Below are 13518 nucleotides of genomic sequence, written 5' to 3'. Positions count from 1 at the left end.
AGTGGATCATCACTTCATCTTTTGTTTCACGAAGTTACTTCTTTCCTCTTCCCTCTCTATCAAAGAAGACTTTAAGTGAACAAACACGATGATCCGTGATTTCATTTTTACCATCAATTAAAAAGTGGCCTGTCCCAAGTGCTTTAAAGCACTGGGGACAGGCACCATAATATTAAACATTCCTTATTAATTGGCCTTATTCAACTTATACAAAGCTGTAATTTCACCCGTTTCATCGTATTCTACTTGTAGGTCAATCGGTGCCTTTAAATCTGCATTTTTTCTTTGTTTTAGTTGGATTAGTTGTTCATCCATATCTATGATATTTTTGGTAATTTTTTTATTAAGGTAGGTGATCTTTTCTTCCAATTTTGCTTTACGTTCAGTTACTGCACTTTCAAATCTAAATTTCCCATCAAGCTTCATTTGTTTTTCTTTTGTTATTCTATTAAACTCGTCTAAGTGATTAATCGTTTTCTTATAATCATTTTCAATATCATCGAGCCTTATTAAATTTACCTCATCAGTTCCTTCAATATAGGTTCTCATATTCAAACAAATGACCATCAATTCTATGTTTCCAAAGCAAAGGGATAGATCTTTTTCAAATGTGGTAGCTATAGTTTCAATCTCAGTTACAACACTATCTAAATCATACTTAAGTACTTCTTTAACATTTTTAATGTTGTTAATAATAGTCGGTTGTTCTATAAAAATAGATTGTAACTCTTGGTAACAAACTAGATAAATATCCTCCATTTTAGCAAAGTATGCATGGTTAATAGTTATATCTTCCTTTTGCAATTCAGGAAGTATAGTTTTTAAATATCGAACAGCACCTTGAATTCTTCCAAGTTTATCGTTTCTGTTGTATCTCAATAGTGTCTTAACCTTATTATCAATAACATTTAACCTTTGGTTTATTTTTTCTAAATGTTCTTGTGCCGAAATAATAGTCATTACTCCAAGAGCAACATTAGCTAATTGAGCGGGGTTAAGTTTTTTCATATTCTTTACCGTTATTGAGCCATGACCACGGATTTTATTTTTATGATCAACTGCCAATGCTCTTAGTTCATTTGTTGCTCCCTTTGTTTTCATCAAAGTTAATTCACCTGACTTCATTTTTTCAACAATCTCTTTACTAAATTTTATGATCACCTTCTTATCCGTTTTTACAATATCTGCAGCTGATGGAGTTAGTTTGACAAGATTATTAATATTATCCTTTATATTTCTATTCAGAGGTACTAGTTGCTGTCGTTCATATTTCTTTATTTCAAAACTATCTATACCTTTTACTTCCCAAGGTAGCTCTGAAGGGATATCAGTGAGAGCATTTACTTCCTCATGACTTTCATTATTATTTTCTCCCCTAATTGTTTTCTCTAATCTATCTTGCTTCAATGTTCTATTATAGCTATTAACTCTTGCTATAATTTTAATAGTTATTAAAACTACCATCAATGTTCCTACGAAGAAAAGAGTTATATTAATAAAATCCCCCTGCATTTACCAAAACCCCTTTTTAGTGAATTTCCGACACTTTTCTAGTTCAGAAAAATCCAATATAATACTACACCATTTTACCATAAGATAGATTCACTTTATTTTAGAAAGTGATGAATAGCTTAATATCTAACTAGCTACATCATTACCCACGAAGTAAAACCGTGTATGATTCGTTTTCTGCAACATTAAATTAATTAATTCTTTGCTAACATTGCCACAACTGTTCGTAAGCTGCATAAATCTATTTTATAAACTGTGCAAATTAAATGGTTAGGTTGAAACTTTATGTTGGAGAACAATTAAAATGAAACATCTATTACATAATCTGTTCTTTCTCATTACTTAAATAATTTAAGTATTCAATATGGTACTTTATTGCCTTAGGATACATATTTTTAGAGTCTTTATAATACCGATTGATTTGATCTTTCATCTCTTGATCTATCTGCAATTCTCCATTGTAAATATTTTTCTTTTGCAGGTTTTTTAATCTGTTATTATATTGGCCGGCTGATTTTTCTTTTATTTGTCTTTGACCTTTAATAATTTTATGTCTGATTAATAGGTAGTCTGTAAATTCCATTTCGCCTTTAATAACAAGTTCAGGTTCAGGTTCAGGTTCAGGCTTAACAATTCTTGTTCCATCGTTTGGGTAATTATTAATTTGAGCGATTATTTCTTCTCGCCATTCACTCTGTAAGTCATGAATAGGCCGGAGAGGATGATAGTAATAAGGATGATTTACATGTTTATATCCGATCGGTTGAATGTATAGCTCAACTAAATAGTCGATTGCTTGATTCGCATGTTTTTTGATTACGTTATCTGTTCCCCAACCCAAAATCACGGGTCCTTGGTTTTCCTTTAACAACTTATTTAATTCATCCCTTCTTGGAGGAGAGAAAATCGAGTGATGAAATGCTGGGAACTCTTCTGCTTCTTTTAATCGCTGCTTGAACACGTCCATTTTACCGCTCTTAAGGTCGGATATATTTAATATGGCAATATGATTCAATCCTGTTTTGTACATGACTTGTGCTATTTGTTTTTGGGTTGGATCGGACTTGGCTGATTGGAAAGGTGCCGAATCTAAATCCGGAAATGAACTAGATTTGCCTCTCGTTTCGCAACTGCCCGGGTTTGTTAGCACAAATATGGCTTCTAGTGGAGCCTTTGTGTTCCTTCTCTTGATTCTTGCTTCGCTGCGGCATACGAAGACGTGCCCATTGTCTTCGTATTGATAAAACTTCCCTATCACTTCATACGGGTTAAAGATTCCTTCGTTTTTTCCATTTGGCATTTCTTCATTCCTCCTCTATAGTGATTTAATACTTGATAACCAAAGTATAAGTCAACATGGGTCTAGGACCTTCCATATTATTGAAAGGGGTCCATGTTGACTCCCGATTCCTCAAAGTATAGAGCCCTCATTTTTTCCGCTTCTGACTGCATTTTTTCAACCAATGAGTTAGGTTTTAATACCTTTGCGTCTGATCCCCAAGTTAATACCCAACGGAGCAGGCCTTCACTGACCGTAGCTCTAGTTTTCAGCAAAAATGACGTCTCATTGTAGGCTGTCACATGAACGTTTGTGCCGAAGCGATCGATGATTACGTTGATTAGGTGGTTATCAAACACGATTTCGATAATCTCGTCTTTGCCGCTATACATATGGAATAACTTCCCTAGGTAGTCAGTAGCATCAAATGAAGGATCGCGGAAAAATGTTTCATCAGATGGACGGACGTTCTTCATTCGATCGACGCGGAAATGACGTAGGTTACCTGAACCTGGATTTTTGCCGAGAAGGTAGTAGTAATCGTTGTTCCAAATGAGTTCATACGGATTTATCGTGTATGGAGTGCCGTCGCGGCTTAGGACAAATTTCTTCGCAGTGTTGTATCGTCCATACTGAAATGTGATGGCTTTGCTGGCTGAAATGGCTTGGTGAATGTGGAAGATGTAGTATTTGATATGCTGGTTGTCGCTTTTCACGAGGTCGTCGACTTTCAAGTGATTGGTCAATTGGTCGGACTGGTGAGTGCTTGTGAGCTGGTGGAGTTTGTCGATCATGCTGCTTGTTTCGTTTTTGGTTATGAACCGGGCCGAGGTGACGGCATCGATGAGGAGTCTTAGTTCGTTTAAGTTGAACAGGCGACTGTCATAAAAATATTGCTTAGGTAGTCCGTTCGTTTCGAGGTATGTATCTACTGGAAAGTCATCTGATTGTTCTAGAAATTTCAAGTCGTCCCGTAATGCGGTGGCTCCTAAACCTTCGCCCGATGCGTCTTCTATTATTCTTTTCAATTCGCTCATCGTTAAAGGATGGTCTCCGTCTGTTTCTGTTCGTAAAACATTCATGACCATCAACAATCTTTTTCGGTTGTTCATTGGCATGGCGTTCCCCCCTTTTTCTGTTCAAGTTTAATAGATTCGCTTCAAATGGAAGAAATTCCTTTTTTAGCATGGAACCCTGGTGAAAATTCTGGTAGGTTCGTGGTTTGCTTAGATTAAACTAAAAGAAACAATCCTTGTTAGGGAGTGATTTGTATGTGGGCAGTCATCTTGATCGCGGTCAGTGTATTCGTGTGGTCCTATAGGAATGAAAAGGCGAAACGAAAAGACAATCAGGCAGAGGTTGGCGCGGAGAAAATCATGGATGGGTATTATTGGTGGAACGTCGGTGACTTGTACGATAACGAAAACTGGGTCAGAATGGGTCCGATTGATCCGGTTTATTACGTAAAGTTAACGAGCGATCAGCAACGGGAAAACTTTCGGATCTCTATTCGTTGTGAACCAGTTGAGAATCCGAACACGTATTACTCTTGCCATAGCGCGTATGAAGTGGACTGTGTGGTGCGGTTTTTAAAGGCGGAGTATGAGGTTTATGGGAACGTGGTTGTTGATGGGGAGTATCAAAGAATATTAGAGAAAACCTGTGATCGTCATGGGAATTATGGATAACTAGAGGGATGATTCTAAAGCGGAAGTTTTCCCATATAAAAACGACCTAAACGTAATGAATGATCACGTTTAGGTCGTTTATCTTATGTAGAGTAAGTTCACAAACAGCTTTTATTAAATCAAATACTCAATAGTCGGTTTTCTTTTCTCTACTATTTTTTCCAGTGAAAGGAAGGAGATCTGTTCGGCATATTTTTCTGCAATGAGGGATTTTTTTAATACGTCTCGGACAGGTCCTTTAAGGTTAACCAGCCACACATTGACATTGCCGTGATACCGAGTCATGATCCGTTCGATCATTTCTACGCCTACCGTATCGATATCGTTGACGCTGCCCATATCCAAAATGCAGTCCTTCAACCTATCAGAAGCTTCCATATCCCTCTTTAAAGCCCCTGTGATCTGATCTTCGAGACTTTCTGCGTTGGAAAAATGGATTCTCGTATCGATCCGCAGAAGCAGCATCGTGCGGGGCTTGTTAGCTTGCTCATAACGCTGAATATCTCGGTACGTCCGGGAAGGTCCGTGCCAGCCGAGCTCCACCACTTTAGGATGGGAGATCTGGTGGATTAAGATACATAGAGAAACCAATACCCCAATCAGTAGCCCCCACTGAATTCCGATTAACAGCGTAGCAGCGAACGTCAAACACCAGACCCATCCGTCTGCCGCTTTAATTTGAAAGGATTTTCTCATCGCACGGAAATCAATTAAGCCGAACACTGCGGACATAATAATCGCAGCGAGCACCGCCTGCGGAAGATAGTAAAAAAGCGGTGTGAAAAAGAACAGTGTTAATACGATCCCAAGTGCTGTGACAACCGTCGATATTTTTGACACTGCGCCGGCGTGAAAATTCACCGCACTTCTGGAGAAGCTCCCGGTAACGACATAGGATTGTAAAAAGGAGCCGATCGCATTGGCAGCACCGATCGCTTTTAATTCTTTATTGATGTTTACTCTTTCCCCGGAATCTCCTGCCAGCGTTTTAGTAATCGCCAGTGACTCCATCATTGCAATCAAGGCGATCGTCAATGCCGCTGGGAAAAGTAGTTGCACAGCGCTGAAGGAAACTTCTGGAAAGCCAAATTGCGGCAGCCCCGCCGGCACATCACCGACGATGGAGACGCCCCGTCCTTCGAGCTGCAAAGTATAGACGACAATCACGCCAAGTAAAACGGTAATCAGTGGCCACGGAAGGCGTGTGGAGATCTTTCCAGCAAATCGCAGAAAGAAAAATGCACCTACACCAATAACTGCCGTCAGAAGATGAATCTTTGTAAGGTTCCTGAAAATATCACCCAGTAAAAAAATCACCTGGTTTTGGCTCGAGAGTTCCATGCCTAACAAGCTGCCTACCTGGCTTAAGGCAATAATAATTGCCACAGCCGAGGTGAAGCCGCTAATCACATGTTTGGAAACAAACTTAATAAACGCGCCTGCATTTAATAGGCTTAAAAGCAGCTGGATCAGCCCAGCCATCAGTGTGAGCAAAATAACCAGCTCTATGTATTGCGGACTGCCCGGTTCTGCGAGAACCGACACTCCTGCAAAAACGAGGATCGAAGCCATTGCCACAGGACCAACAGCCAGGTAACGGGAGGCCCCTAGCAGTGCATAGATGAGCAACGGTATGGTAGAAGCATATAAACCCATCACCGGCGGGAGTCCAGCAAGCATCGCATAGGCCATACTTTGCGGAACGAGCATCACTAACACCGTGATACCTGCAATGATATCCCGCTGCAGCAGACGTTTGTTATATGCTTCTGGAAGAAGAAGACTTTTGGCCAATTTTGTGTTCACAGGATATCACCTCCCTTGTATAATCGTGTACGTTTAGGCTTCCTGCAAAAAGACTCGTCTACATTGGTATGCGGGCGAGATGACGCTTACGATAAACCATCTCTTTTATATTACCATGCGTGTCGAGGCAACGGAAAAGGTTCCTGTCCCCCAGCACTTTAAAGTTATACCGTGTTGGGGGTCAGGAACCACAAGTGGGAACCACAATTGTAAAAAACCGTGAAACATAAAAATCCCCGTTCCGCGAGTACGCGGAACGGGGTGAGATGCTGCCGGCTCCTACCAGAGCGGGTCGCGGAAGTTTTCATCGTAATCCCAGCCTTCATAGAGGCCGATGTCATCGAAGGCGCCGAGGAAGGCGTCATATTCTTCACTGTTTTCCCCGTAAAGATCGATCGCGGACTGAAGGATCGCTTCGCGGAATTCAGCGAACGTCGCGTCGAAGTGAAGGTAGTCGTATGAACGGTACCATACATCGGCAACTACATCGCGTCCCATGTCATATTCTTCTGACACAAGGTAAGCGGAATGCTGGAGGATTGTACAGTTGATGTGTACGCCGCCGTTATCCATGTTGCCCGGAAGGAAGTAGAATTCTTCCATATGGGAAGGATACCGTCCTTCACCATCCACACTGTAGGCCCAGAAAGATTGATTTACTGGGAAAAGACCAGGGTCTTCACTGCTCCGGAGCGCAAAGCGTCCGTCTTCAAGCCAGGCTTCACCCATAATGTCCTCACCCACATGCCAGCTGCGGTCGTCAATGATGCTTCCGAAGGTGTCTGAGAACGCTTCGTTGACCGCACCAGTTTCAAAGCGGTAGCGCAGACCACCGTTGTAGTGAGTAATCCCGTGCATCATTTCATGAGCGGTAACATCCAGTGCCGCAAGCGGGATAAACTGCTGTCCGTCCCCGTCCCCGTATGTCATCATCGCAAGCCCGTTACTCCAGAAAGCATTGTTGAATTCTGTTGCGTAGTGAACACGGGATTCAATCGCCATCCCATTGTCATCAAGGGAATTGCGTCCGTGATTTTCCTTGAAGTAATCATACACAATCCGGGAATTTTTATGGGCGTCCACGCCAGGTCCTTGGCCGACGGTTTCCCATGAACTGCTGTCCCCGTCGTAGACGACATTCTTCCAGGAGGCGTTGTCGTTTTCATACAACCACATCCGGTTGGTTGTGTTTTGCATGTTGTAAGTATAAATGCCGTCCATTTCGTCTGAGCGCTGGTCGGCTAAGTAAAATGTCTGTCCTCCGTTTTCACCTGGTCCGTGACCGAGGTTCAGGTTTTTCTGTGCACCTGTTGTACCGATTCCTTTTCCACGGGACTGATGAAGTGTGTCAGGGTCAATAGAAAGGGGGGAAATGCCTGACGTAAACTGGGACTGGAAAGCGCCGGGGTCTTCTTCTGTAACCGGCGCTGTATCAAGCATTTCTTCAAAATGACCGATCCCCGTCATCGCATCATAGCGGTCAATGATGTCACCGGAATGGGCATCCACATAAATGAACCAGTTGCCCGCAGCTCCGCTGTGAAACTCAAGATTCACACGGTAGGCAAGGAAATAATCATCCTGAAACGGATAGACAATGAGATCCGATTTTTCGAATTCAATGAAATCCGGTGCATTGACAGCGTCTTTTGCCACTTCCATTGCTGAATTTTTTGCCAGACGCGGAGTTGTGTCGAGCTTAATTTCGTCGAGCTTGCTGTCATAGTTGCCGTTAACAACGGTGACTTCATTATTCTCATTGAAATGAACGTTCAGTTCGTTTCTGTCCACTGGAACCCCGTCTTTGGTCTGCTGAAGCCGCACGTGGGTCATTCCTAGTTCGTCTTCAGTTGCTCTTACTTCTTTCAGATTCTGTTCCGGAGCATCCATTTCAAAAACGTCTTTATGCTGCTCGAGAAATCGTTTGGCATTCTGGCCATTGGCTTGCTCAAACCGCTCGGAAAGCATGCCTGCCACAAATGATGGCGGGCCTTGATTATTCTGATTCATCACTCTAAGCTCCCCGTCATTACCTAGTGTTCCAAACTCCCCGTTTTCGTCAGCGTGGGAAGCACCCCCGCCTGCCAGAAAACCCGATCCCAAGATTAGACCCGATAACATTAGCGATACTGGTTTCTTCAATACCATCCCTGCTCTCCATTTAAATTGTTCGGCTTTCGAACTATTCTAAGCGTAGGAAAAATCTGCCACTTTTGCAACAGAATATTCTGTCAATAATTCTTGCAATAAAAATGCCCCACATGGAAAGCGGGATGTTTCGACAAATAATAATGCGACCTTTGGAGGGTCGTTCATGGGAGTGTGTCTGAATATAAAGTCACAATATCTTGAATTTTCGAGACACGAAATAGTCCCGACTTTCTTATATAGAGGCTTGTCTTCTGTAGCAAAATATTTGGTAAAATTGCCGTCGTTTTATGCAGATCTCGCGTTTTCCGTCGAGCGATTAGGTCTTTTCTGTTGTATTACTGTGAGTTGAGATAGTAACCGATGCTTTCTGATTACAGTTCGTGTCGAATTCGGATAACCGGGAGTTTTTGTGCGAGGCGAAAGTATGTGATGCGGTAAATGCCAGATCATCTATTAGATAGTCCAGAAACAGACGGAAGCAAATAAAGAATAGACTTTAAACCAAACATTCATTATTCTTATTCCATAAAATTAGAGCGCCCTAAGTGGCGCTCTTCTTAAATAATCGGTCAATTTTAGCTATAAAAAACAATATAACTCCAAGAACAAGTAATATTAAGTAGTAATCAGAGCCATGTAAACTAGTGATTATACCTCCAGTCATACACATGATAATACCTAGAATTTAAGAAAATCCTGTATACTCATCATTTACCCCTCCCCATTAATAATTTTATAGGATAACCAGGGGGACGGTTCTTGCGGTTAACAGGAGTTCAACCAGAAGAACCGTCCCTGCGGTTACAACTCCCCCGCTTCCATCCGTTTGATTAATGGGCTGTTTGGATGGATATCGCCTTTCGCTTTTTCGCTAATGGAATTGGCTGCTTCCTGCGCAATGGCGATGACTTCTTTCTCGTTCACTGTTAACAATTGTTTGTCTCTCATGATGAATTGTCCATCAATCATGACGGATTCTACTTCGCTTCCTTTTGCTGAGTAAACCAGGTTCGGAACGATATTTCGAATCGGATCTGTAATAACAGGAGACAGGCTTGGCTCTTGCAGATCGACAAGTAATAAATCAGCTTTTTTCCCGGCTCTCAACGAACCTACCTCATCTGCTAGACCAATCGCTTTCGCTGACTCGATCGTCGCTAACCGAAGGGATAAATGAGCTGGAAAAACAGACGGGTCTTGGCGCTTCGCTTTATTCAAAATGGAGACAAATTTCATTTCATTGAACATATTATTACAGTTGTTCCCAGGAGCTTGGTCAGAACCTAAGGCTGCTACTCCTCCCGCTTCCAAAAACTCTAAAATGGGAGGAACGATCCCATCGATGATGCCAATACTACCGGAACAGTTAATCATCGATGCCCCTCGTTTTGCAACAAGTTGCGTCTCTTCTTTCGTTGCTTCTGTTAAATGAACAGCCAGGAGACGATCATTTAAATAACCAATATCATCTAAAAAGGCAATACTTCGTTTTCCATAACGCTTGATCATTTGATCAATTTCTCGATCTCCTTGGGCCACGTGCATATGAAGTTTCGTATCATACATTTCTGCTAACCCTTTCATTTCCTGCATCAATTCGAGGCTCATCATATCAGGTCCATGGGGTCCTAGCATACAAGTAATTCTACCGTTTTCGGCGCCATGCCAGTTTTCTATTAAACGAATATTATTTTGTAGCTTTCTTTCGCCGATTTCCGAATGGAAGGGATACAATTCTCCAACAGGCACATCGCCAATATCATTCGGAATCTCGTTGACTAGTTCTGCTACTCGTGCTCTGGCACCAACCATTACGTAGTTTTCCACAATGTCGTTCATATTCCCATCATAATCGCAAAACGTAGTCGTTCCCGCTTTAATCCCTTCGATAATATTCATCATCGACCCTTTCACGTTATCTTCAGGAGTGACATGCTTCATAAATGGCCACAGCCCCTCCTGCATCCAGTTGTGAATATCTTGGGAGACACCACGCAAGATCCCTATTCCTGTATGAATATGAGCATCAATGAGACCGGGCATGACCAATTTATTTTCCCCATTAATCACTTCTTCCGCCGAATAATCTCTCCTTATTTCGTCCGTTGTTCCTACCGCTTCAATCGTATTTCCCTTAATGGCAATGGCGCCATTTTCAATCATACCGACGCCGTTACCTTCCATCGTCATAACGAACGTATTCTGGATAATGAAATCTACTTTCATAAATGAATTCTCCTTTCTATTTGACCAGGGGTGACCATGGGGACGGTTCTCCTGGTCAGGTGGTCTCCTGAACCGCAAGAACCGTCCCTGCGGTCAGTCCTTATTTGGAAAATTATGATAAACTTAGTTTAACATAGGAAGTCTGAAGGAGTTCATCAATGAAGAAAATTGCCATTTTAGAAATTATTTTTTCGATGAACTGAGGTACGGTTCTTCTGGTTAGCCAAGAGAACCGTACCTCCGGTCACTAAGGAGGGCTTTATGAAAATAATTCTTTTGTTAATGATCGTTATTTTTCTGACAGGGTGTAGCTCAGAGACCCATGTCCATCCTATTGAGGAGGAAGGGAATCAGTATGACTTTTCCTTTGTTGATTCATACATAGAAGACAAGCAAATCATTTTCTTAGGAGAATCCACACACACTGCCAAGGAATTTACTGCTTTAAAAGCAGAATTAGTAAAATACCTTCACGAACAGCATGATTTTTCTGTGTTAGCCATGGAAAGTGGAAAAAACGAGATTGATTTTTTGAACACCAAATGGGAAGAATTTGACGATCGTTTTATGCTGGAAAACATGATTTTGGCTGCGTGGCATACTTCTGACATGGAAAATCTAGTAGCGTATATCAGAGACTCTCAACTGAAAATAAATGGATTAGATCCGCTCCCCGTGACGGGAAATGTTCGCCGAGTAGAACGAATGGAGCTTCAGCAGTTTTTGAAATCGTTGATCGAACCAATGGATGAAGGCCTTGCTGATGAATTTATCGAATTAGAGCGAGATTTTATTGATTATATGCAGATCCTGCCTTTTGAGCATGAAAACAAAGCAGATTTACAAAAAGCCCAAGAAATGAAGGGTAAATATGAGACGTTCTTGAACGAACTGGGAAACTTTGAAATTGAGGAGCATGTGATTCAATTCGTTCAAGGCAGGATTTCAGTGCTCGAGACTTTCACAGCCGAATTCCTCGCTGAATATGACATAGACCATGTCTATCAAGACTATTTTTCCAGAAGAGACTTAACGATGTTTCATGAACTTCAGGCACTATTGGAGCAGAATCCCGACGAGAAAATCATCGTGTGGGCCCATAATGGACACGTTCAGAAAAACTTCGATGCCATTGAACAAACGAATGAAGGATTAGCAATGGATTATTCACCTCCCCCACTTGTGTTAGGTACGTTAGCAAATGAAAAACTTGGTGACATCTCCTACTATGTTGGTTTTTACTTTAATCAGGGTAAGATCCTCCTCGATGGAGTTGAAAAGATTGACCCAAAAAAGAACGCAAATGAGTTAGAGTATGTCCTATCCGAATATGGACATGAGAGGCTATTCGTAGATTTGAATGAATATGACGCTGATTGGGTGAACGAAAGCATTACTGCCCATGACAATGGTCTTTGGGATTACAAAATGGTTTCTAACGAACAATATGATGCGCTCATCTTTATTGATACTGTGACCCCTTCTTCATGGCGTTAGGGAGACCACGGGGCAAACCAAGGGGACGGTTCTTCTGGTCAGGTGATCTCCTGAACCGCAAGAACCGTCCCTGTGGTTATTCCCCACCTTTTTGAACCGTATAATGCAATTCAACAAACTGATTAAATGTCTGGACTCCTTCTAGTGAGAGGTTTAGTCTGTGTTTCCCTCTATTAAAAAGGGGAATCCCCTCTCCAATGATCTTCGGTGCAACGGTCATGATTATTTCATCCACCAACTCTTTTTCTAGAAAAGAAGTAAGCAATTCTCCGCCACCGATTAACCAGATATCTTTACCTGGCTCGCTTTTTAATTGATAAATAAAACCTTCGATGTCTTGTTGAATAAATTGGACATGCTCGTTTTTTTCGACACGAGAGCGAGTAAATACATAACTTTGTTTATCTTTATAAGGGTATTCAACGATATGATCATCCTGAGAAATCCAGTCGTAAGTCCTTCTGCCCATCAACACAGTGTCGACCGTTTGATAAAAATCAGAGATTCCATTATCCCCCTCACCCTCGACCTCAAAAAGCCAATCTAATTTTTCATCATTTGTCGCAATATACCCATCTAAACTAGTAGCTATAAATAATACGATGTTTCTCTTTTTACTCATCAACAGCACCTCTTTTTATGAATGTAAATCCATTATATCCTTAAATAGAAAGGCATTTTTTTAGTTATTTTTCAAATCGATAACCTATACTCTTTTTATCTCATTATGAACTTCATTGATTGCTGCCATTCTATTACTACGCCTCTATCCATTTTAGGAATGTTAAGAATGTATTTATTAATCATACCCTCCATTAGGTTCAGGTAGTGATTGGTACTCTTCTTTTGGATCAATCATTTCATTATCTATTGAAATTCTAGTCTCTTCCCAGTTATTGAGAGCTCTTGACTCGCAGGAGGTATCCCACTTTAAGTTATACTCCTCACCATCGACCGTCATTGTGAGCTCGTATCTATTATATGGGTCCATGCAAGTTGAACCCCCTTGCTCCTCTGGTAATCCCAAAACGTCGGCATTTCTAAATTTCTCATAAATCATTTTCATCTCTTCGTTGGATAGTACCAGGTCTGTTGTTGCCGTTCCATCTTCCACTAAATCTTTTGTGTATGTGTCGTCATAAGTATTTAACTCATTTGCGGCAGTCACTCCATACTTTAAAGAAAATGCAAAGTCATCAGGTTTCTCTTCGGGTAATTCTTCACTGACCGTCGAGTTACAAGCACTGAGAACGAATAATAACATCATATAGAATCCTAGTTTTCTCATCATCTGTCCCCCATTATATATTGTTATAATCTTAGACGACTTTTAATGAGGTGGAGTTTCTTTTTAGGAAT

Annotated in this window: 10 protein-coding genes; 2 read left to right on the top strand and 8 right to left on the bottom strand. The window is 41.3% G+C overall.

The genetic code is table 11. From position 1 onward, the window contains the following. Positions 1-186 precede the first annotated feature (186 nt). From CR194_RS04980 to CR194_RS04970, 3 genes are all read right to left on the bottom strand, one after another. On the bottom strand, positions 187-1512 hold the full coding sequence (locus CR194_RS04980; protein WP_110608512.1) for a hypothetical protein: 1326 nt from the start codon (positions 1510-1512) through the stop codon (positions 187-189). Positions 1513-1828: 316 nt separating this feature from the next. Continuing rightward, the gene (locus CR194_RS04975; RefSeq protein ID WP_110608511.1) at positions 1829-2812 is read right to left on the bottom strand and encodes a DUF1643 domain-containing protein; all 984 of its coding nucleotides are present in this window, start codon (positions 2810-2812) and stop codon (positions 1829-1831) included. 77 nt (positions 2813-2889) lie between these two features. After that, positions 2890-3909 carry a helix-turn-helix transcriptional regulator gene (locus CR194_RS04970; RefSeq protein WP_110608510.1) on the bottom strand — a complete coding sequence of 340 codons (1020 nt, stop codon included), beginning with the start codon at positions 3907-3909 and terminating at the stop codon, positions 2890-2892. A 153-nt stretch (positions 3910-4062) separates the two neighbouring features. Here CR194_RS04970 and CR194_RS04965 point away from each other — a divergent pair, with 153 nt between their 5' ends. Continuing rightward, positions 4063-4479 (top strand): hypothetical protein, encoded by a 417-nt coding sequence (locus CR194_RS04965; RefSeq protein WP_110608509.1) that lies wholly within the window; start codon positions 4063-4065, stop codon positions 4477-4479. 114 nt (positions 4480-4593) lie between these two features. Here CR194_RS04965 and CR194_RS04960 read toward each other — a convergent pair whose 3' ends face one another. The 3 genes from CR194_RS04960 to CR194_RS04950 all read right to left on the bottom strand — a co-directional run bounded on the left by CR194_RS04960 (position 4594) and on the right by CR194_RS04950 (position 10662). After that, entirely contained in the window at positions 4594-6285 is a 1692-nt protein-coding gene (locus tag CR194_RS04960; RefSeq protein ID WP_110608508.1) for a SulP family inorganic anion transporter, read from the bottom strand. 279 nt (positions 6286-6564) lie between these two features. Further along, positions 6565-8295, bottom strand: a complete 1731-nt coding sequence (locus CR194_RS04955) for a M4 family metallopeptidase (RefSeq protein WP_158282169.1) — start codon at positions 8293-8295, stop codon at positions 6565-6567. A 942-nt stretch (positions 8296-9237) separates the two neighbouring features. Next, positions 9238-10662 carry an amidohydrolase family protein gene (locus tag CR194_RS04950; protein ID WP_110608506.1) on the bottom strand — a complete coding sequence of 475 codons (1425 nt, stop codon included), beginning with the start codon at positions 10660-10662 and terminating at the stop codon, positions 9238-9240. A gap of 261 nt (positions 10663-10923) precedes the next feature. On the opposite strand from CR194_RS04950, the gene CR194_RS04945 reads away from it, so the two are divergent. Beyond that, positions 10924-12159: an erythromycin esterase family protein gene (locus tag CR194_RS04945; protein WP_110608505.1), complete on the top strand. Its 1236-nt coding sequence runs from the start codon at positions 10924-10926 to the stop codon at positions 12157-12159. A gap of 76 nt (positions 12160-12235) precedes the next feature. On the opposite strand, the gene CR194_RS04940 is transcribed toward CR194_RS04945, so the two are convergent. After that, on the bottom strand, positions 12236-12781 hold the full coding sequence (locus CR194_RS04940; RefSeq protein ID WP_110608504.1) for a dihydrofolate reductase family protein: 546 nt from the start codon (positions 12779-12781) through the stop codon (positions 12236-12238). 177 nt (positions 12782-12958) lie between these two features. Continuing rightward, positions 12959-13447: a hypothetical protein gene (locus CR194_RS04935; protein ID WP_110608503.1), complete on the bottom strand. Its 489-nt coding sequence runs from the start codon at positions 13445-13447 to the stop codon at positions 12959-12961. Positions 13448-13518: the final 71 nt, after the last annotated feature.

This window comes from Salipaludibacillus keqinensis (genome assembly GCF_003226325.1).
In the GTDB taxonomy this organism is placed as follows: domain Bacteria; phylum Bacillota; class Bacilli; order Bacillales; family Salisediminibacteriaceae; genus Salipaludibacillus; species Salipaludibacillus keqinensis.
The sequence above is the reverse complement of the archived record's forward strand: the minus strand, read 5'-3'. Positions and strand labels throughout refer to the sequence as shown.